The organism is Emticicia soli (assembly GCF_037860775.1).
GTDB lineage: Bacteria > Bacteroidota > Bacteroidia > Cytophagales > Spirosomataceae > Emticicia > Emticicia soli.
Genome location: NZ_JBBEWC010000014.1, coordinates 88,569 through 109,237 on the forward strand (window position 1 = coordinate 88,569; position 20,669 = coordinate 109,237).

17 protein-coding genes are annotated in these 20,669 nt (G+C 39.1%); 12 read left to right on the top strand and 5 right to left on the bottom strand.

What is annotated here, in order from left to right; all coding sequences use genetic code 11:
- Window positions 1-710: 710 nt before the first annotated feature.
- The 7 genes from WAE64_RS20805 to WAE64_RS20835 all read left to right on the top strand — a co-directional run bounded on the left by WAE64_RS20805 (window position 711) and on the right by WAE64_RS20835 (window position 11,197).
- Window positions 711-3,131, top strand: a complete 2,421-nt coding sequence (locus WAE64_RS20805) for a TonB-dependent receptor domain-containing protein (protein ID WP_340239706.1) — start codon at window positions 711-713, stop codon at window positions 3,129-3,131.
- Between the two features lie 763 nt (window positions 3,132-3,894).
- Complete coding sequence (locus tag WAE64_RS20810) at window positions 3,895-5,307, top strand: C1 family peptidase (RefSeq protein WP_340239707.1); 1,413 nt, start codon at window positions 3,895-3,897, stop codon at window positions 5,305-5,307.
- Between the two features lie 220 nt (window positions 5,308-5,527).
- On the top strand, window positions 5,528-6,064 hold the full coding sequence (locus WAE64_RS20815) for a DUF2975 domain-containing protein (protein ID WP_340239708.1): 537 nt from the start codon (window positions 5,528-5,530) through the stop codon (window positions 6,062-6,064).
- Between the two features lie 3 nt (window positions 6,065-6,067).
- Window positions 6,068-6,283, top strand: coding sequence for a helix-turn-helix domain-containing protein (locus WAE64_RS20820; protein WP_340239709.1), 216 nt, complete (start codon window positions 6,068-6,070; stop codon window positions 6,281-6,283).
- A 165-nt stretch (window positions 6,284-6,448) separates the two neighbouring features.
- Window positions 6,449-9,658, top strand: a complete 3,210-nt coding sequence (locus tag WAE64_RS20825) for a S41 family peptidase (RefSeq protein WP_340239710.1) — start codon at window positions 6,449-6,451, stop codon at window positions 9,656-9,658.
- A gap of 229 nt (window positions 9,659-9,887) precedes the next feature.
- Window positions 9,888-10,136, top strand: coding sequence for a hypothetical protein (locus WAE64_RS20830; RefSeq protein ID WP_340239711.1), 249 nt, complete (start codon window positions 9,888-9,890; stop codon window positions 10,134-10,136).
- A gap of 284 nt (window positions 10,137-10,420) precedes the next feature.
- Window positions 10,421-11,197 (top strand): outer membrane beta-barrel protein, encoded by a 777-nt coding sequence (locus WAE64_RS20835; protein ID WP_340239712.1) that lies wholly within the window; start codon window positions 10,421-10,423, stop codon window positions 11,195-11,197.
- Window positions 11,198-11,766: 569 nt separating this feature from the next.
- Here the strand turns inward: WAE64_RS20835 and WAE64_RS20840 are convergent.
- Complete coding sequence (locus WAE64_RS20840) at window positions 11,767-12,207, bottom strand: SRPBCC family protein (RefSeq protein WP_340239713.1); 441 nt, start codon at window positions 12,205-12,207, stop codon at window positions 11,767-11,769.
- 322 nt (window positions 12,208-12,529) lie between these two features.
- Between WAE64_RS20840 and aroC the strand changes: the two genes are divergently transcribed.
- The 5 genes from aroC (at window position 12,530) to WAE64_RS20865 (ending at window position 17,793) form a co-directional block, all read left to right on the top strand.
- Window positions 12,530-13,609, top strand: coding sequence for a chorismate synthase (aroC, locus tag WAE64_RS20845; RefSeq protein WP_340239714.1), 1,080 nt, complete (start codon window positions 12,530-12,532; stop codon window positions 13,607-13,609).
- A 108-nt stretch (window positions 13,610-13,717) separates the two neighbouring features.
- Entirely contained in the window at window positions 13,718-14,356 is a 639-nt protein-coding gene (locus WAE64_RS20850; protein WP_340239715.1) for an O-methyltransferase, read from the top strand.
- Between the two features lie 135 nt (window positions 14,357-14,491).
- The gene (locus WAE64_RS20855) at window positions 14,492-16,603 is read left to right on the top strand and encodes a LysM peptidoglycan-binding domain-containing protein (RefSeq protein ID WP_340239716.1); all 2,112 of its coding nucleotides are present in this window, start codon (window positions 14,492-14,494) and stop codon (window positions 16,601-16,603) included.
- A gap of 82 nt (window positions 16,604-16,685) precedes the next feature.
- The gene (locus WAE64_RS20860; protein ID WP_340239717.1) at window positions 16,686-17,258 is read left to right on the top strand and encodes a DUF3109 family protein; all 573 of its coding nucleotides are present in this window, start codon (window positions 16,686-16,688) and stop codon (window positions 17,256-17,258) included.
- 202 nt (window positions 17,259-17,460) lie between these two features.
- Entirely contained in the window at window positions 17,461-17,793 is a 333-nt protein-coding gene (locus WAE64_RS20865; protein WP_340239718.1) for an MGMT family protein, read from the top strand.
- A 92-nt stretch (window positions 17,794-17,885) separates the two neighbouring features.
- On the opposite strand, the gene atpH is transcribed toward WAE64_RS20865, so the two are convergent.
- The 4 genes from atpH to atpB form a co-directional block, all read right to left on the bottom strand.
- A complete protein-coding gene (atpH, locus tag WAE64_RS20870; protein ID WP_340239719.1) occupies window positions 17,886-18,419 on the bottom strand; it encodes an ATP synthase F1 subunit delta in 534 nt (177 codons plus the stop codon).
- A 175-nt stretch (window positions 18,420-18,594) separates the two neighbouring features.
- A complete protein-coding gene (gene atpF, locus WAE64_RS20875) occupies window positions 18,595-19,089 on the bottom strand; it encodes a F0F1 ATP synthase subunit B (RefSeq protein WP_340239720.1) in 495 nt (164 codons plus the stop codon).
- Between the two features lie 171 nt (window positions 19,090-19,260).
- Window positions 19,261-19,530 carry a F0F1 ATP synthase subunit C gene (atpE, locus tag WAE64_RS20880; RefSeq protein WP_340239721.1) on the bottom strand — a complete coding sequence of 90 codons (270 nt, stop codon included), beginning with the start codon at window positions 19,528-19,530 and terminating at the stop codon, window positions 19,261-19,263.
- A gap of 67 nt (window positions 19,531-19,597) precedes the next feature.
- On the bottom strand, window positions 19,598-20,662 hold the full coding sequence (gene atpB, locus WAE64_RS20885; protein WP_340239722.1) for a F0F1 ATP synthase subunit A: 1,065 nt from the start codon (window positions 20,660-20,662) through the stop codon (window positions 19,598-19,600).
- Between the last annotated feature and the right edge of the window lie 7 nt (window positions 20,663-20,669).

The following is a 20,669-nucleotide window of genomic DNA, read 5'->3' on the forward strand; positions in this document are numbered from 1 at the left end:
TATCGTGTTGAGTTGTACGCCTCGTCTATTACTATGCCATGTATATATTTTGTTTTAGATGATAGCATATCCCTCTTGATAGCTGTAGGAATGCCGAAGACAATTAGACAAAACAATAAATACGCCCACAATTTTTTGAATAGTTCTTTTATTAGAGTCCATAAGAATACTAATGGAGTAAGTAAAATTTGAAGAAACTTATTCTGAGGAGTAGACATTACTCTTTTCTTTATTACTTTTTTGTTAGTCTTAACGGGTATCTTTTTCTGCTTCATCTATTAGGCTTTAGGAATTTCATAATTAAGGTTACTTTAGGGATTTATTTTCGCTGTCACAAAGCAAATATAGAGTTTTTAATAAACTGTAATACTTACGCTGCTCGATCGTCTTTAAAAAAATCAATAAATATGCTGTAACCTTTTGAAATCACACGAGTTTCCGTGTCAGAAATAAAGGTTGTTTATAAGTATTTATCAGGCTAAAATATATTCTACGAAAATTTTCGTAATAAATTTTGGAGGATAAGGAAAGAGTCTCTATATTTGCTACGAAATATTTCGTAGTTAAAAAATGTTAAACGCAAATTGGGTGATTTAACGATAGTTTTAAACATTTATATTTGCATTAAAATTACTTTGCTGGGCATCTTATAAGCATACAGATACGTTTGTACCTGTTATAAAATTAATGAAAAAGCTATAAAAATTGTTATGAAAAATCTGTTACTCGTATTCCTCTTCACGAGCATATCTCAGCTTGTGTATGCACAAACATTTTCTGTTAAAGGTCAGGTGAAAAATCAGCAGAACGAAGTAGTTTCGTTTGCTACCATTGCTGTTCATGTAAGCAAAGATTCCTCTCTTGCAAAAGCTGATATAGCCGACGAAAACGGAAGTTTTAAGATTAGTAATCTTAAAGCCGGTAAATATTTTATCAAAATTACGGCGGTGAGTTTTAATCCGTTTAGCTCTCCGGCTTTTGAGGTGGTTGATAAAGACCTCGAATTTCAGCCTTTTACGGTATTGGCTGATACCAAACAACTCAACGAAGTAAAAGTGGTAGCGGCTAAACCATTGATTGAAGTACAAAACGATAAAATCGTATTCAATGTAGAAGGGAGCGTAAATGCCACAGGTTTAACGGCCCTTGAATTACTACAAAAATCGCCGGGTGTTCAGGTCGATAGAGACGAAAACATATTGGTAAAAGGCAAATCAGGCGTTCGTATTTTTATTGATGGTCGGCCCTCGCCAATGAGCGGGAAAGACCTGGCATCGACCTTGAAAAGCATGAACTCGGCTGACATTGAAGCCATTGAGGTAATCACCAATCCATCAGCCAAGTATGATGCAGCAGGCGATTTGGGTATTATCAACATCAGGCTTAAAAAGAACAAAAAAATTGGTACTAACGGAAACGTAGCACTTGGCTCTAACTTTGGTATTACGCCTAAATTTAACGGTTCGCTAAACCTTAACCATAGAGATAAAAAAATCAATGTTTATGGTAATTACAGCTATAATCAAGGAGCATGGCACAACCGCACGCTCGACGACCAGATACTAAACAACATTGCCTATAATAAAACATGGAATGGAATCTGGCGTGATACCTCGCACAATGCCAAAATTGGTATGGATTATTTCATTAATTCTAAGCATACCATTGGTATCAGTGCCAATGGCCGTGCCAGCGACCACAATGGTGGTGGCGAAAGCCAGACTTTAATTGGCAACAGAAACTTGGCTCGCCCAGATTCGGCGATTTTGAACTCTCGTACCTCAAATCCTGAGCAAAACAAGAACCTTAATATTAATCTGAATTATCGCTTTGCCGATACAACCGGAAGAGAACTGAATATTGATGCCGATTATGGTATTTTTACCTCAAGAGGCATCAGCTATCAGCCGAATACTTATGAGTTTCCGAATTCTGACAGACCTTCGTTCAGCCGAAACTTTGTTACCAAAACGCCTATTGATATTAGTATTAAATCGTTTAAGATAGACTATGAGCAACCCTTGAAAAAAGGCAAGCTGGGTTATGGTATCAAGTTATCAGACGTAAAATCAGATAACACCTTCGATTTCTTTAATGTACTGAACGATATTGAAGTAAGAGACATTGAAAGAAGCAACAACTTTGTATATACCGAGCGTGTCTATGCCGCTTATGCAAACTACAATGTATCGCTTAACAAAAAATGGGATTTACAATTGGGGCTTAGGGCCGAACGCACGCATTCGTTAGGGCAACTGACAAGTTATAAGCAGAATGATTTAGACAAAGTAGATACAACTTACATTAACTTGTTTCCGAGTGGGGCTATTTCTTATAAATTATCAGAAAACCACAACCTGAATCTGAACTATAGCCGACGCATCAACCGCCCAAGCTATCAGAATCTAAACCCGTTTGAGTACAGAATTGATGAGTTGGTGTACTCGAAAGGTAACCCGTTTCTACGCCCCGAATATGCCAATAATTTTAAACTGACACACGTATATAAAGGTAAACTTACAACCTCGTTGGGCTACTGGCGTACTCGATTTCCGGTAGTGGGTTTAAGAATGCCTTATGATGAGAGCCGTACCTATTTTATTGCCCAAAACTTAGATTATACCCAAGGCTTTAGCCTAGATGTGAGCCTGGCAACTGATATTACCAAATGGTGGAATATCTACGTAAACGTGAGTGGCTATACTAACGTGTTCAGAGGTGATCTGGAAAATGGGCTTAAAATCAATAATAGTACTATTGCAGCTAACGCCAATGCACAAACTACCTTCAAACTAAAAAATAATTGGACGATAGAACTTTCGGGTTGGTATAATTCACCTTACCGCCGTATTGACTACAACACAGCTATGGGTACGATGGACGCCGGCGTGCAGAAAAAATTCTGGAAAGATAATGCTACGCTGAAAGTGAGCTTTACTGATGTGTTACATACAGGTAGGGGAGGGCACTATTCTGAATACGCTGGTATTGCCACCAACCTACGTTTCCAATGGGAGTCGCAGCAGTTGAGAGTAAACTTTACTTATCGCTTTGGTAGCAACGAAATTAAAGGTGCCCGTAACCGTAGTAGCGGCTCAGAAGACGAGCAAAGTCGTATTAAAGGCGGGTGATGACGTGGTAAAAAGACCACTGGTGAAAAGGAAAATAAATCGTTGAATTATTCGATAAGAATAAATTGAGTATAAGAGTATGTTTAAAAATTGTATTTCGACCTACGGAGTAATCTTTTTTTACTACACTGCGTTGCATTTTTTCGATGTAGCTGCCGGCTACATCTGCAAAATACGCCTTGTTTAGTGAAAAAATCTTTACTTCTCGGTCAGAAAAACAAAATTTAAACACACTCTAAAATGTAAAATTACGAACAAAATTGTATTACAGCAGGTGGATAATATTGCAGTATCCCAATTTTATCCACCTCAAACTACTCGGAAGAAGACTAATAATTTCTGATCTGAGAAAAACGTTTCTATCAGAAGTTGTTTTCTCTAAAAACTTTTTGCTATATATCTCCAAAAAATCAGGAAATGCTATCTCTTCGGCATTTTATTTTATCTGGTCGTTTATTCCGCTTGGTGGGTTTGTCATAATAGTAGTACCTGTATATATAAGCCTAAAAGTACCACTTTCTTTTGTGATTGTAACCGCAAAATTGCCATAGAAATTGGTATTACAGACACCCAACTGGCTGCCAAAACAGATTAATAAAAGTATGCTTATCGCCTCACCTTAGCTATGAGCTAATTATCTACAAATACATACAAATCAGGCTGACAAATTAAAATTTACGGGCATCAGCAAAAATCCTTTTCCGAGTAAATTATTCTCTATATCTTCCCGAGATTTTTAATCAGTTTTAACCTAATCACATTTATGAGTATTGAATTTAAGCAAAAAGATGGCACTGTTAGTGCGCTGAAAGGGTATTCTTATATGGCTGCAAGCCCGGCTGCTGAAAACTACAAACCCTCGTCTCAAGTAAAGAAAGCTAGTCTCCCGCAAAAAGTCGATTTGCGTCCATTTATGACAGCAGTCGAAAATCAAAAAAACCTTAGTAGTTGTACTGCCAATGCTACTGCTGGTGCTTATGAGTATCTGGCAAAAAAACACTTAAAAAACAGGGCCTTCGAAGTAAGCAGGCTGTTTGTGTATTACAATGCAAGACTTAGAGCTGGTAGCGAGATTAAAGATAAAGGAAGCTACATACAATACGCCATTGATAGTTTGCACAAAATGGGTGCTTGTACTGAAGAAACATGGCCCTATGATACAAAAAAAGTAAACGACAAACCCCATACTAATACCTACGAAGAAGCGGCAAACTTCAAGGTTCAGGAGTCGAAATATGTTCCGACCGATTTGAAAGCCTGGAAACAATGTTTGTCAGAGGGTTATCCGATTATATTTGGTATTGCACTTTTCAAAGGATTCGATTCTTGTACACAAAATAAAGGCATTGTACCAATGCCATCTCCAGACGAAGCTACTCGTCAGGCGCACGGGCTTCATGCTATGTTATGCGTAGGGTATTCGGAGGTTGACCAGATGTTTATCGTGCGTAATTCGTGGGGTGAGCAATGGGGCGACAAAGGCTATTGCTATATGCCATACGATTACGTAATAAACTCTAAGCTGAATATGGGTGATAGCTGGATGATTGCAAGAACAGCCCCAATCCCTGATTTTGAAGATACCTGGGTTAACGATAAACGTTCGGTGGTAGATGGTGGTAAAGGCTATGACCATAACAAGTTTGTAGTTTATACCGAAGATGATTATGAAGATTTTGATGTATTTGATACCATCGAAATAATAGAATATGATGAAGAAGAGCCTGAAGAATACGAAGAGCTAGAGTTTGAAGATGCCGGCCTCTATGACGAAGACGAGGAGGAGGAAGATGAAGAAGAGGAGTACGACGAGGAGGAAGAAGGTGATGAAGAAGAGGAGTACGATGAGGAGGAAGAAGGCGATGAAGAAGAGGAATACGACGAGGAGGAAGAAGGTGATGAAGAAGAGGAATACGACGAGGAGGAAGAAGGCGATGAAGAAGAGGAGTACGACGAGGAAGAAGAAAGTGAAGAAGAGTACGATGAGGAGGAAGAAGGCGATGAAGAAGAGGAGTACGACGAGGAGGAAGAAAGTGAAGAAGAAGAAGAGTACGAGGAGGAAGAAGAAGGTGATGAAGAAGAGGAATATGAGGAGGAAGAAGCCGAAGAAGAGGAGGAGTATGAAGAGGAAGAAGCCGAAGAAGAAGGCGGTGAAGAAGAGGAGGAAGAACAGTAAAATATTAAGACTAGCCCTCTCCAATGTTGTATTGGGGAGGGTTTGTTTTTTTATGAATGATACACAAATAGCCTGCATTCCTCAATCATACATCAAACTATCTGATGTTTACTAGTGATAATTTGGTTATTCGGTAAAAATTTATTGAAAAAAATACTATATTTATTGTTTATCAATAAATTTTTATTACTTTTGATGCATTAATTTAAAATCAAAAGCAATGTCAAAAGCAAATAACACCGTATTTTGGGGTCTACATATTGTAGCCTGGATTTTTTTTGTAGGCTTGTGCATAGAAGCAGGCGGCTTACTGGTAAATTTCTTTTTCAGTATCTATAAGCCTGAATTTATCCCGAATCTTTATCAAAAATTAGACTTAACGGATATCTATAAAGATAGTAAGTGGGTGTTTTTCTTTGTCTACAGTCTTATCCTAAGCATTTCGATGTCAAAGGCATATTTGTTTTATGTAGTTATTATGCTGATGCTTAAAATGGATTTATCAAAACCGTTTAATACTTTCGTTGAGAGACGGTTCTTCAAGATTAGTTACATCACTCTTACAGTTGGTTTTTTTAGTCATATAGCCAATCAAGTTGCTAAAAAATTAGCGTATTATGGTTTTGTTACCGATAACTTAAACCAATTCTGGACAGATAGCCAGGCATTTATTCTGATGGGAGCGGTAATCTATATTATTGCAACTATTTTTAAAAAAGGAGTAGATATTCAAAACGAAAACGATTTAACTGTATAATTTATGCCAATCATTATAAACTTAGATGTAATGATGGCAAAGCGAAAAATGTCGCTTAATGAGCTATCAGAAAAAGTCGAACTAACGCTTTCTAATCTATCTATCTTAAAAACGGGCAAAGCAAAAGCTATACGTTTTAGCACTTTAGAGGCTATTTGCAAAGCACTGAATTGCCAGCCTGCTGATATACTTGAATATGTAGAAGAAAGCGAAAACTAATTGGTTTGTGAAAACAATTATAAGGTAGAAAGCCGAAACAGTTTTCACCAAAAAATAACAAATCTTTGCTATTTTATCTCAACTTATAACCAAATCATCTGTTTTTGAGGCATTTAACATGATTTTGTTATAAATTTGATCGTTAATCAACAAGCTATCATAGCAATGAAAAAAACTCTTTTAACCTCAACAATCACCCTTTTTACGGCATTTTGTCTGCAAGCGCAAAATTCTTTGTTGCTTCGCCAGCCGGCTATCAATAAAGACGGCTCTTTGGTGGCTTTCTCGTTTCAGGGCGATATCTGGACCGTTCCGGCTTCGGGTGGTAAGGCTTCTCGCCTCACGATTCATGATGCCTATGAGTCGAACCCTGTATTTAGTCCTGATGGTAAGCAGATTGCTTTTTCAGGAGCCAGATTTGGCAATAACGATATTTTTGTAATGTCGGCCGAAGGAAGTATGCCCAAACGCCTTACTTTCCACTCGGGTGCTGATAATATCTCGAGCTGGACACAGCCCGATAAAATCTTGTTTTCTACCAATCGTGAGTTCCGCCAGATTGAACGCCCTAACGAAGTGTACACTATCAGCCCTAAAGGGGGCACCGAATCAAGAATCCTTGATGCCGTAGGCTTCGACCCTGTGCTTTCGCCTGATGGTCGTTTTCTGGCATTTGTACGTGGCGATATAAATCCCGTAGCCCGACAAGACTACAAAGGCAGCTCAGACCGAGACATCTGGATTTATGATACCAAAAACAAAACCTATCAGCAATTACCAGGTTTTGAAACCAACGATGTGTATCCGCAATGGGGTAGTAACAATACCTTGTATTTTCTGAGCAGCGAGTCGGGAGCATATAATTTGTATCGACTTAAAATTGATGGCAATGGCAAGGCGAGCGATAAGCCCGAAAAACTGACTAATTACAAAGATGAGTCTATCCGTGCATTTGGTATATCGGCCGATGGTAACTCGATTGTTTTTGAAAAAGACATGAATCTTTATACCATGAAAACCGATAAAGGCTCGGCTCAGAAACTAAACGTAATTATTAGCGCCGATGACCGTCTTGATGCTACCGAACAAAAAACAATGAGCAGCGGCGCAAGCGATTTAGCGGTTTCTCCTAATGGTAAACTCCTTGCTTTTTCGATAAGAGGCGAGATATTCATTAAAGAAGCTAACAAAGAAAAAAGCAGAAGCATCAATGTTTCGCAGCATCCTTACAGAGACATAGAGCCAACATGGTTGAACGATTCGACTTTGCTATTTACGAGCGATAGAGCCAACGGCAATTTTGATATTTATATGATGAGCTCAATAGATACGGTTGAGCACAACGTGTTTAAATCAATGAAACATGGTTTGGTACAAGTTACTAAAACCGCCGGAGACGAAACCAATCTGGTGGTATCGCCCGATAATAAAAAAATTGCCTATGTGCGTGGCCGTGGCACTTTTGTAGTGGCCGATATTAGTGCAAACGGTAAACTGACAAACGAAAAAATATTGAGCGAAGGCTGGAGTAATCCGAACGGTATAGCGTGGAGTCCTGATAGTAAATGGTTGGCTTACTCAATGAGCGACTTATACTTTAATAATGAAATTTATATTCAGGCAGCTGATAATTCAACCAAACCTGTAAACGTATCGATGCACCCACGTACTGATAGCCGTCCGTTCTGGAGCGCTGATGGCTCAAAACTGGGCTTTATTTCGGGGCGTAGCAGTGGGCGCAGTAATGATGTGTGGTTTGTATGGTTGAAAAAAGAAGACTGGGAGCGTGAAACGCAAGACTGGCAAGATAGAGATATGCCAGAGCCTGCTGCACCAGCCAAAAGTGGTAATGATAAAAAAGCACCCAAGCCTATCAAGATTGATTTTGATAAAATTCATGAAAGAATTGTGCGTGTAACGAGTTTTCCGGGAGACGAGAGTGATTTGGTGATTTCGAAAGACGGCGAGACTTTTTACTATACAACATCTACAAGTACAGCTAAAGGCCGAGACCTGTATAGCATTAAATGGGACGGCAAAGACCTGAAAGAAATAACCAAAGGCGGTGCAAACCCTAACGGAGTTACGATGGACAGAGACGGTAAATACCTGTATTATTCGCGCATGGGTGGTGCTTTTGCTCGCATCGACATGAAATCGAATGCTACCGAGACTTTGCCTTATACAGCCAAAATGAAAATCGATTATAATGCGGAGCGCACGCAGGTATTTGAGGAAGCATGGCGCACCATTCGTGATGGTTTCTATGATCCTAAATTTCATGGCAACGACTGGGCAAAACTGCGTGAAAAATACAAAGAACGTTGTATCAATGCAAGCACTAGCCAGGATTTCAGAGATATGTTTAACCTGCTTTTAGGAGAACTTAACTCTAGCCACATGGGTATGACCGTTGCTGACCGCATTGATACCCAAAAAGAAAGCACCGGATTAATCGGAACAGAATTGATACCAGTAAATGGCGGAGCGAAAGTAACGCACGTAGTGCCTGGCACACCTGCCGACAAAGAGAAAAGCAAGCTCAACGAAGGCGATGTGATTACGGCTGTAAACGGGCAAAAAGTGAATAACAGCGATAATTTCTATGATTTACTGAATGGACTGGTAAACGAAAAAGTATTGCTTAATGTACGTGGTGCCGATAACAAAGAAAGAGAAGTGGTGATTCGCCTCACATCGAGCATTGCAAGCAACTTGTATGACGAATGGGTAGAAAACCGTAAAAAACTGGTAGAGAAATACTCAAACGGACGTTTAGGTTATATTCATATTAAAGGCATGGATTTCCCTAGTTTTGAGGTAGTAGAAAGAGAATTTACGGCCGCTGGTTTTGGTAAAGAAGGCTTGGTAATTGATGTACGCTACAATGGTGGCGGCTCAACAACCGACTATCTGATGACGATTCTGAACTACAAACAGCACGCTTATACTATACCAAGAGGTGCAAGCGAAGACCTTGAGAAAGATAAGTTGAAGTTTAAAGACTACTACCCAATAGGTGAAAGATTGGTTTACGCCGCATGGACAAAACCATCTATCACGCTTTGTAATGAGGGTAGTTACTCCAATGCCGAGATTTTCTCGCACGCTTATAAGTCTTTAGGTATCGGTAAGCTGGTAGGTGTACCAACCAATGGCTCTGTGATTTCGACAGGTGGTAAAGGCTTAATGGATGGCTCGTTTGTACGTTTGCCGGGTCGTGGCTGGTTTACAAAGGCTACTGATAAAAATCAGGAATTAGGGCCTGCTGTACCGGATATTATCGTAGAAAACCAACCAGACTGGTTATCTAAAGGCACCGACGACCAACTAAAAGCAGCAGTAGATGAGTTGTTGAAGGAGATTAAGAAATAGAAATAAGCGCACCCCTAGCCCCTAAAGGGGGATTTTTAAAAAGCCTTTCTAAACAGTATTTAGGAAGGCTTTTTTATGCAAGAACGTGCATTCCCCTTCAGGGGCTAGGGGTGCATTTATTTTTTTATTCCCCTTTAGGGGCTAGGGGCTATAAATCACCCAAAATGGGGTAAAACAATCAGCGAATAGCTTTTTATTTTTGCTTTACCGAATATGAAAAAGCATTATTATGAAAAAGCTATTTACTGCTTACCTGTTAAGTATTACTGTGCCCCTATGTGCCCAGACCCTCACGGGTAGGGTAGAAGGACAAGTAAACAACGACTCAAAGAAGCTTGTTGAGTTTGCCAATGTAACGCTACATCGAGAAAAATATTCAAAGCTTATAAAAGATACATTACTGACAAGCAACGCCGCCGCCTTGCTAGTTGCTTTGCTATGGTGTCGTTCAACTATCGTTTTGGAAAATCAACAGTAGCACCTGCACGCAGAAGAAACGGAGTATTGGAAGAAGAAAACCGCAGGGTTCATACCAACGGATAATCCCTCTTTTTGAGGCTTACATACAGTTTGTTAGTTTAAAATCCTATCCGGTTTGAGATAGGATTTTTTTATGCCTAGTTATAAATCGCTAAGCCTATATACCTGTTTTAACAAATTTTAACATCACGTTTTTCGACCGTTTATCCAAATCCCCCAATATGGGTTAAGAACTAACCATATTTTTTATTACCTTTGCAATACAATTATGAAAAGCATTAAATGAAGAAGCTATTTACCTGTTATTACCGGGCTCTGGCCATGCCTAGCTATGCGCTGTCTGTAGAAGACAGAACGATAGCACAGGTAAACGATAATGATAAGGAAATAGCGCAGATGCTTTTGAATAATAAAGATGATAACACTTGCTCTTTGAAGGTAGATTTTAATTTGAGGCAGAGCAAAAGAGACAGGAAGTGTAAGTCAGGAGGGGAGCAGACCATTGCTAAAGGAGTACAACTAATAAGCACCGATTCGTCGTTTAATCGTAATTCTTTCAGGCTATTTTCGAACCTGAATGTTAATTATGATACTACAAAAAATCATACGAGGAAGCTTAGCATGAGCCGTAGAAAACCCTATGCGGACTACGCTCAATTAAATCCTTTCAAATTTTTCGTTGACCCTACAACAATTCGTAATAAAAATGCGTTTTTATTACCGATAACGTATAGTGTTAGAATTTCACACACGTATAAACGAACACTTACGACCTCAGTTGACACCAGCCATAAGGTTGATGTTATTGCCTCAACACTTTTGCCCAATAACGCAGAGCGTATTACTATTCAGACAGTTAAGAACAGTGCTGTTTCAGACCATTACGGCATGGGCTTTGTAGAGCCTGGCAGTAGTAACTTATACCTATGCCATAAGCCTGACAGTGCTAAAACAAGCGGTACTATCCAATACCAGGGGCAGCCCTCGTTTGGAATGTATAGTGCAAATGCACTTACTTTGCTAAAAGACATTGAAAACAGAAGACATACACGTAGCTAATAAAGCTTTACCAACGAGGTACACAATGAGTGATAAATATCAGTGGAAATTAAAGCAAATGGCAAAACGAATAAAGATTTATACAGTTTAGTTTAGTTTATTGAGACAAAGACCGACCGCATTGAGTCGGTTTTTTTTGTGCCATAGTGTGAAGCTCAAAGGCGCAATTCTACCTATTTTTGCAGATAATAAGCTAATATAAGTAAAATTAATATTTTGTTAATATGGGTGTTGTTGAGTGGAAATAAGTGCCAAAGCCTAGCCCAAGAGTTCCTTTACTTGGTCTAAGCAAGTGCAAAATCTAGTTGTCTCGGCCGAGTCTCCCGTGTGAGTAAGCCAATGGTTGGCAAGGGGACTCTGCCACTATAGAAATACAAAACCTCAAATTCCGTCTAAAGCCGAAGAGTCCCCTTGCTAGTTTTAGGCAAGCGCGCACGGGAGACTCTTCGGAGACATAAAAAACTGTTTTCTGTATTTTTTAGGACCGAAAAACTAAGGAAATGGAAATTTAATATTTTATTAATATTGTATCAAAAAAGTAGAAGTTTTTGTAGGATTGTAGCTTACGCTTATTTTTCTGATGTCTCCGTTTTATTTTTAATATTTACTAGCGTTGCACGCCAATAAAACTCCAGATGTTTACGGATACTTTCAGTCGGGAAATTTTCTATATTAAGGCTTAGTAGTGTGTGCTCTCCAACAGGCTCTAAGATAAATGTAAGTTTTGAATAGCTTTCAGGTATATCAGGTAATTGAGATACAGAACTCAGATGCGTAAAGCTTAATTTCTGTTCTATATCAAACGTGAGTACAATGCCTTTGTTTTCAAATTTTGTATGATGAAATCCGCTTATAATGATTGGGCTGTTGATTTTCCAATTGGTATCTATTTGTAAATCCATATCAGGGTCGCCCATCCATTCAAGCATGATTGAAGGTCTTGTCAAGTTTTGCCAGACTTTATCCTGAGCAGCGTTGATAATTACGTTTGTATAAAAACTATCGTTCATTAACTATGTTTTTTAGCAGTTTATCAACGTGAAGAAAGGCGAAAAAGTTTGCTTTTATGTAAAGTAGAAGATTCTCTTTGCTTAGTTAAACCCTCTCTAAATTTGATGTTTTATTGTTCAAGAAAAATATGTTTTCTTATCATTTTCAACAACACTTAAGAGATTAGATAAACCAATATAAACGTAAGTCTTAAGTTTCTACAAAGCCAAAAAACATCTTGCTACAGCAAAACAAAAAATATATCATCCATTGCCCAACATTTTGTCGTAATTTTACCGCTGTTTAGCAGTATAACATAACCTAAGTCTTTGTTTTTCTCTCATGAGTAGTACGTACGGAACAATTTTTAAGATTTCAACATTTGGTGAATCGCACGGTAAAGCCATTGGCGTAGTGATTGATGGTTGCCCTGCAGGTGTAGATTTTGACGAAGCATATATTCAGCATGAATTAGACCGTCGTAAACCCGGACAGTCGCGTATTACAACGCAACGCAAAGAAGCCGATGAGTTTCAGGTATTGTCGGGTATTTTTGAGGGAAAAACAACCGGAACTCCCATAGCAATGGTGATTCCGAACGAAGACCAACGTTCTAAAGACTACGGGCACATAGCGCACCAGTTTCGCCCATCGCATGCCGACTATACTTATACAACCAAATATGGCGTGCGCGATTACCGTGGTGGTGGCCGTAGCTCAGCCCGTGAAACAGCGGCACGTGTAGCAGCAGGTGCATTGGCAAAAATCTTGTTGGGGTCTCAGCAAATTACAATTCAAGCCTATGTGTCGCAGGTTGGAAAGATAAAACTAGGTAAAGAATACTGGGAACTTGACCTTTCTAAAACCGACGATAACGCCGTTCGTTGTCCTGATGAAGCCGTAGCGCAAGAAATGTTCGATTTCATTGACCAGACCCGTAAAAAAGGCGATTCGATAGGTGGAATCATTACTTGTGTTATCAAAGGTGTCCCGGCTGGTTGGGGTGAGCCTGTGTTTGATAAACTCCATGCCGAGCTAGGCAAAGCCATGTTGGGCATTAATGCTGTAAAAGGCTTTGAATACGGCAGCGGCTTTGATGGTGTTGAGCTTTATGGTTCTCAGCACAACGACGAGTTCTATATGGGCGAAGATGGTAAAGTACATACCAAAACCAATCATTCGGGTGGTATTCAGGGTGGAATCTCCAACGGTGAAGATATTTATTTCAGAGTTGCCTTTAAGCCTGTGGCTACCATTATGCAAGACCAGGACAGTGTGAATGATACAGGCGAAAAAGTAACGGTATCGGGCAAAGGCCGCCACGACCCTTGTGTGTTGCCTCGTGCAGTGCCTATTGTTGAAGCAATGGCAGCACTTGTACTGGCCGATTTTAGTTTGAGAAGTAAGAGTAATAAGGTTTAAGAAACAATTCTAGAAGAAGACCGTTTAATAGGTAGTAGGGCAAAAAAAGCTACCTATTTAGTTGGTTTTTTCAAAATTGTTCTATTTTTGTATAAAAATGCTTTCCTGATGGAATTTATTCCCGCCGATATTGACCAATATTGCGTAGACCACACTACGCCCGAAGACGACCTTTTGAGTAAACTCAACCGTGAAACTCATGCCAAGGTCTTGCAGTCCCGAATGCTATCGGGGCATATCCAAGGGCGGTTTCTATCCATGTTGTCTCACATGATTCAGCCAAAGCTTATTCTTGAAATTGGCACTTACACCGGTTATTCGGCCTTATGTCTGGCCGAGGGTTTAGCAGAAAACGGGAAAATCATTACGATTGATGTAAACGAAGAATTAGAGGATTTTGTAAGAGATTTCTTCAAACAATCTCCTTTAAACGATAAAATAGATTTCAGAATCGGTAATGCGTTGCAGATTATTCCTGTGATAGCCGATGCGTTTGACATTGTTTTTATTGATGCCGATAAAATGAATTATAAAAACTATTATGATTTGGTTATCGACAAGGTGCGTACGGGAGGCTATATTATAGCCGATAATGTATTGTGGAGCGGTAAAGTGAGTAATCCGGCGGCTAAAGATAAAGACACGCTCAATATCAGAGAGTTCAACAAAATGATACAAGACGATGCCAGAGTAGAAAATATCCTACTCCCGATTCGTGACGGATTGATGGTTGTGCGTAAAAAATAAAACCCCACCCTGACCCTCCCCAACAGTGGAGAGGGAATCCAAAAAGTCCCTCTCTCCACTGTTGGGGAGAGGGATTTAGGGAGTGGGGTCAATGCTTTAAATAAATTGTGCTTTAAATTATAATTTCCTAATTCCATGAAAAAAACGTTTGCTTTCTCGTTTTTTCTGGTAAGCTTTAATATCGCTCTTGCTCAGCAGGTAAGCTTACCTGAGGTATCCAGAAAAGTTGATTTTGCGGGTATAACCGTTCGACTAGATGCCGATGCTCAAAAACTGGTTCAAAAAGAGGTTTCTACTTTATTAGTTCCTGAGAATAAATATGTGCTGGATAAGCTTCAGCGAATCCAATGGTATTTCCCGATTATAGAGCGTATTCTTGAACTGGAAAAAGTACCAGATGATTTCAAGTATCTTGCAGTAGTTGAAAGTGCTTTGTTGCCTGATGCCGTATCGACCTCTAATGCCGTAGGTTTCTGGCAGATGAAAGCTGCTACTGCACAAGAATTGGGCTTGCGTGTAGATAGTGATATTGATGAGCGTAAAAACATTTATTCGTCTACAAGAGCAGCCGCTGCTTACCTGAAACGCAACAATCAGATTTATAAAAACTGGATTTCGACGCTCTACTCTTATATGCTAGGTGCGGGGGGGATCAGCAAAATTGTACCTTCAGAATGGACAAACGCCTCGGAAGTAGAATTTGATGGACGCACAGACCGTTATTTGCTTAAAACCATTGCGGCACGTATCGCTTTTGAATACCGAATAAACCGCATGAAAGACAATGCCTTTGCATTTGTAGAATACCGCAAGGGTAAAGGTAAAACTTTGTCGCAAATTGCATCGATGGTTAATGTTGATGCAACCGATTTGAAAAAGAATAATTCGTGGTTACAAACTAATACAATTCCAGACGATTACTCGGTAGCTATTCTGGTACCTGTAACCCGCATGGACGAAGTGCAGTCTAAAATTGGCCGTCAGCCAGATGTAATAGCTACCACTAATAAAGGCAACAAAAACAATAATAAAGAAGAAATCAAGCACCGAGATTATCCGGTATTGGAGCGTATCACAACGCAGGTAAATAACGAAGAAGACCCCGTTTTTTACACGATAAACGAAATGAAGGGGATTCTGGCCAAGCCGGGCGATGATATTGCTTCTTTGGCAAGAGGTGGTAAGTTGAAAATAAAAGATTTCTTGCTTTTTAACGACATGAGCGATAAAGATGCCGTGGAAGAAGGACAGGTGTATTATCTGCAAAGAAAACTACGCAAAGGACCTATCGAAAAGCATCAGGTACAAGCAGGTGAATCGATATGGAGTATTTCGCAGATGTTTGGTATCAAGTTGAAAAACCTCTTGAAACTAAACCGTATGAGAACAGCTCATGCTATTCAAGAAGGTCAGATTGTGTACTTGCAGAAGAAACGCCCGAAAAACGAGCCATTGGAAATTGGTCGTGGTGGTGTAAAAGAGCAAGAACCACAACGTAAGGTACCTGTGGTTGAAGAGTATGGTACAGAAGTAGCAACCAATAACAGCAAGCCTAAAAGAACCCCAAGCCCAGACGAAACAATGAGCAGCCAGGGTGAAACAATTGTAATTGAAAGACCTGCCAAAAAACAACCACAGTCGCAAACACAAGCGCCGGTTAAGAAAGAAATACCGGATACAGATACTACCAGCCCTTATCAGGAAAACGACGATGATGATGATATAGTAGTAATTGCCGAAGACGAAGATAAACCAACTTATACTGCGCCTTCAACACCTGCAAGACCGGCAGCTACAAATCCTAATGTAACTATTAGGCCATCGTCAAGTACTACAGAGCCTAAGCGTACTAATGTGCCTGCTACTACAACAGCAACGAGTTCAGTGCCAAAATCGGGTACGCATACGGTTGATGTAGGTCAAACACTTTATAGTGTTGCCCGCCAATATGGTGTTTCGGTAAGAGACCTTGCAGCATGGAATGGCATAAGTACTAACGAACGCATTAAAGTAGGGCAGGAGCTTATTGTACGAGGCTCAGCAAAGGCATCTGCCGGCAATAGTAGTGTTGCTTCTGCAAAAGCCGAAACAGGTGGTAAAGTGGCTACACATCAGGTGGCAAAGGGTGAAACCTTATTCAGTATAGCCAAACGTTACAGCGTGGCTATGAAACAGATTCAGGAATGGAACAATATGACCGACCAGAATGTTAAAATAGGGCAGAAGTTAATTATCAGAAAGATTTGATGTATCTTTGATACGCTAAAATAAATTTAAGATTAAGTATGCCATGCTTTTGAGTATGGCATATTTTATTGCATATATACCAATGATATTAATAGACAACACTTGTATAAGTGATGACGTAGCAGAGAAATTCTTCGTTTGCAATTTAGAAAAATGCAAAGGTGCTTGTTGTGTAGAAGGTGACCTGGGTGCTCCGCTCGAGGAGTCTGAATTGCCGATACTTGAAGAAATATACGAAACAGTAAAACCGTATCTTTCAGAGGCCGGAATCAAGGCTATTGAAGAACAAGGCAAATACATTAAAGACTGGGAGGGTGATTTCTCAACAACTACTATCGACGACCGTGAGTGTGCATACGCTATCTACGACGATAGAGGGATTTTGAAATGCGGCATAGAGCAAGCCTACATTGATGGTAAAATATCGTGGAAGAAACCTATCTCGTGCCACCTGTATCCTATTCGTATTACCAAATACGATGACTTCCACGCAGTTAACTACGACCGCTGGTCTATTTGCAGCGATGCCTGCGAGCTAGGTGATAAACTAGGTGTACCAGTCTATAAGTTTCTACAAGCCCCACTAACCCGCTTCTATGGCGAAGAGTGGTTTAATAAATTAGATAAAGAAATAAAAGATAGAGAAATCAAATAGTGAATTTGTCTGAACTTTGCTAAGACGGCGTACCGTTTTACCTGATTTTATAATTGTTACGATAAATGTGAAGATGTTTCATGAAGTTTTTCAGTGTAGATCAGCCCAATCAGGTAAATCATAGTTCAAGATAACGTAATCCACCATTCACAATTAAAAACAATCACTCTAATCACAAATCACTCATTCACTCAATAGGCAAATGGCTTCTTCAGTCGATAATCTTTTTGATGGTATTTATCAGGTAGTAAAGCTGATACCTGAAGGTAGAGTAAGCAGTTACGGAGCTATTGCGCAGTATCTGGGTACTAAATCAGGTGCCAGATTAGTTGGTTGGGCCATGAATGCCTGCCATAATATGCCTGATGTACCAGCACATAGGGTTGTAAACCGGAATGGGATGCTTACAGGCAAACATCATTTTGGAGGCAATGTAATGCAAGAAAGACTAGAGGCCGAAGGGGTGAAAGTAGAGAACGATAAAATAATTAATTTCGAAGCACATTTCTGGAATCCTTCAACAGAATTATTGTAGACTGGCTATAAAGAAAAAACCCCCGAAGCTCGGGGGTATTTCTCAACTTTATAGCCATGAAAACTAATTTCTTTATAACATATATGCAATATCTATGCTAATGTTAGTTTCAAATCGTTTAATTTTTTTCTGATAGAGGTATCTACCTGTTTATCATCCAAAGTCAACACATAACCTCCAATCAGGTTTTCATTGATTTTCTCTTCTAAAATTACATCTTTTTTGGTAGCTTTTGCAACCATGTCTGTAAATTCTTTACGTTGAGCGTCGGTCAATGGAGAAACCGTAGTAACTGTAGCTTTTTGAATACCTTTTTGCTCGTTATACAATTTTTGAAATTCTTCGGCAATAGAGTATATCAAATTCTCTCTATGTTTTTTTGTTAAGACGTTGAATATCGAAAAAGTAACATCGTCTACACGATTTTCGAAAATATTTTTCAATATTCCTAATTTTTTGTCGTGACGAACAATAGGATTATTCATAACAACAGCAAATTGTCTATTTTCGTCGCAGATTTGTTTAAACAACAGCATATCGTTATTAACTGTCTCTACAACTTTTTTTTCTGTAGCCAGGTCAAATAATGACTTAGCGTATCTATATGCAACTATTGAATCTGCCATTTTTTCTTGATAAAAAACTAAATTCTCGGTTGCAACATATAATTACACAAAAATACAACCGACTCTATGAAAAAAACAAATTTTAGAACACTTATTTTGCAAAAGCTTAACACAAAATAGTAAAAAAGTATGATTTTTTATCTAACGGTGTTAAACAAACTGATAGAATGACCAATTAGTTTAATTTTGCTTCCGAAATAAGGTTTGATACCAAAGACTCCTGTGCTTTTTTGTCGGCTAGCTCTTTACGTAAAACTTTCTCTGCGATTTCGATTGAAAAAGCGGCTACGTCTTTTTTCATTTGAGCAACCATTGCATTTTTTTCTTGTTGAATGGCTTCACGGGCATCAGCAATGATTTTTACACCTTCTGCTGTTGCTTTCTCTCTCGCTTCTGCAAGCAAGTTATCAGATGCATTTTTTGCATCACGGATAATCTTATCACGTTCCAAACGGGCTTCAGCAATGATTCTCTCATTATCTGATTTCAATTTTGCCATTTCTGCACGTGTTTCTTCTGCCATTCTCAAGGCTGACTCAATCGAGTCTTCACGCTCTTTCAGGGCACTTAAAATGGGCTTCCATGCAAATTTAGCTAAGAAAAAAACTAAAATACCAAAAACCAAAAGCATCCAGAAAATCAATCCGGGGCTGGGGGTCAGTAATTCCATATCAGTTTAAAAATTTATTTTAATTATTTGATTCGTAAAGGTCTGTTAATCTATAACAACTAATTTATTATAAACTGCTTTACACTTGTTGGTTGCTGTCAGATTTAATCCTGTACTAACGCCTAATGCGAGTAGTACAGGATTTTAATCAAGCGTCGTTCAATTTGATTCTTAAACTAATTTGAAAGAGATCAAAAGACAGATTACTGCTGCAAAAAGAGCTACGGCTTCTACAAGGGCAGCGATGATGATCATCATAGTTTGGATTTTGTTAGCTGCTTCTGGTTGACGAGCTACACCTTCCAATGCACTACCACCAATACGGCCAAGACCTAAACCAGCACCGATTGCTGCAAGACCAGCACCTAAAGCTGCACCAAATACTGCAAGACCACGAGTTGAGTCAGCACCTGCTTGTAAAAGAACTTGTAATAAAGACATGATTAAAACAATTTATATATTAATAAAAAATAAATACTACTTAAAACAGCCCTTGGGCTTTTACTTATCAATGGCCGTGGTCGGCATCATGATGCTCTTCTATGGCACTACCTATGTACATTGATGATAACAATGTAAAGATAAAGGCTTGCAAAAACGCAACCAATAACTCAATTGTATTCATGAACAAGGTAAACAGTGTAACAACGCCACCTACTGCATAGTTTTGGAAAATGAAAATTAAACCTAACAAACTCAGGATAATGATGTGGCCCGCCGTGATATTGGCAAAAAGACGAATCATAAGAGACATAGGTTTCATAAACACACCGGCAATTTCAACTACCCACATCAAAGGTAACATAATTACAGGTACACCTTCTGGTTTTACTAAGTGCAACCAATAATGCTTGTTGGCATTGATATGCGTAAGAATAAAAGTGATAACAGCCAATACCATAGTAATAGCAATATTACCCGTTACATTGGCGCCACCCGGCAACAAACCTAAAAGGTTGTTGATTAAGATAAAGAAGAACAAAGTAAGCAAGTAAGGCAAATATTTAGCGTAATTAGGGCCGATATTTGGTTTTACTACTTCGTCTCTGATAAAGAATATAATTGGCTCAAGAAACGACTGTATACCTTTTGGTGCTTTACCTCTGTTGGTATTGAAGCTTTTGGCAACTGTCGTCATTAATACGATAAGAATAACGGCGCTTAAAATAAGTGAAGCTACGTTTTTAGTAATAGAAAAATCCCATACATGAATGGCTTCGTCAATTGAGCCATCAGGGCTTAGTCTGTGAATGTGTTCGTGTAGGTTGATGTAACCATTGTAAACATTATTTCCTTCTTTAAATCTGGCTGAAGAGAAAACTTCAATACCATATTCTTTAGTATAAAGGATAACTGGAAGCGGAATAACTGCACCGTGTGAAAATTCCCACTCATGAGAATCAGAAATATGGTGCATAATCATTTCACCAATATTGAAAGGTTTTTCTTCGTGTGCACCTTCTTCTTTTGCTTCATGATGGCCTTCGTGCCCTTCTTGTGCGAATGAAAAAGTCAGAGAAAATATTGAAAATGAGGCTATTAATAAGAACTTATTTGTAAGTAAACGCAACATAATTTTT

What these genes read in the sequence shown, in the direction of transcription:
- WAE64_RS20805 (WP_340239706.1), top strand. Translation starts at nt 711, where the DNA reads ATGAAAAATCTGTTACTCGTATTCCTCTTCACGAGCATATCTCAGCTT.
- WAE64_RS20810 (WP_340239707.1), top strand. Translation starts at nt 3,895, where the DNA reads ATGAGTATTGAATTTAAGCAAAAAGATGGCACTGTTAGTGCGCTGAAA.
- WAE64_RS20815 (WP_340239708.1), top strand. Translation starts at nt 5,528, where the DNA reads ATGTCAAAAGCAAATAACACCGTATTTTGGGGTCTACATATTGTAGCC.
- WAE64_RS20820 (WP_340239709.1), top strand. Translation starts at nt 6,068, where the DNA reads ATGCCAATCATTATAAACTTAGATGTAATGATGGCAAAGCGAAAAATG.
- WAE64_RS20825 (WP_340239710.1), top strand. Translation starts at nt 6,449, where the DNA reads ATGAAAAAAACTCTTTTAACCTCAACAATCACCCTTTTTACGGCATTT.
- WAE64_RS20830 (WP_340239711.1), top strand. Translation starts at nt 9,888, where the DNA reads ATGAAAAAGCTATTTACTGCTTACCTGTTAAGTATTACTGTGCCCCTA.
- WAE64_RS20835 (WP_340239712.1), top strand. Translation starts at nt 10,421, where the DNA reads ATGAAGAAGCTATTTACCTGTTATTACCGGGCTCTGGCCATGCCTAGC.
- WAE64_RS20840 (WP_340239713.1), bottom strand. Translation starts at nt 12,207, where the DNA reads ATGAACGATAGTTTTTATACAAACGTAATTATCAACGCTGCTCAGGAT.
- aroC (WP_340239714.1), top strand. Translation starts at nt 12,530, where the DNA reads ATGAGTAGTACGTACGGAACAATTTTTAAGATTTCAACATTTGGTGAA.
- WAE64_RS20850 (WP_340239715.1), top strand. Translation starts at nt 13,718, where the DNA reads ATGGAATTTATTCCCGCCGATATTGACCAATATTGCGTAGACCACACT.
- WAE64_RS20855 (WP_340239716.1), top strand. Translation starts at nt 14,492, where the DNA reads ATGAAAAAAACGTTTGCTTTCTCGTTTTTTCTGGTAAGCTTTAATATC.
- WAE64_RS20860 (WP_340239717.1), top strand. Translation starts at nt 16,686, where the DNA reads ATGATATTAATAGACAACACTTGTATAAGTGATGACGTAGCAGAGAAA.
- WAE64_RS20865 (WP_340239718.1), top strand. Translation starts at nt 17,461, where the DNA reads ATGGCTTCTTCAGTCGATAATCTTTTTGATGGTATTTATCAGGTAGTA.
- atpH (WP_340239719.1), bottom strand. Translation starts at nt 18,419, where the DNA reads ATGGCAGATTCAATAGTTGCATATAGATACGCTAAGTCATTATTTGAC.
- atpF (WP_340239720.1), bottom strand. Translation starts at nt 19,089, where the DNA reads ATGGAATTACTGACCCCCAGCCCCGGATTGATTTTCTGGATGCTTTTG.
- atpE (WP_340239721.1), bottom strand. Translation starts at nt 19,530, where the DNA reads ATGTCTTTATTACAAGTTCTTTTACAAGCAGGTGCTGACTCAACTCGT.
- atpB (WP_340239722.1), bottom strand. Translation starts at nt 20,662, where the DNA reads ATGTTGCGTTTACTTACAAATAAGTTCTTATTAATAGCCTCATTTTCA.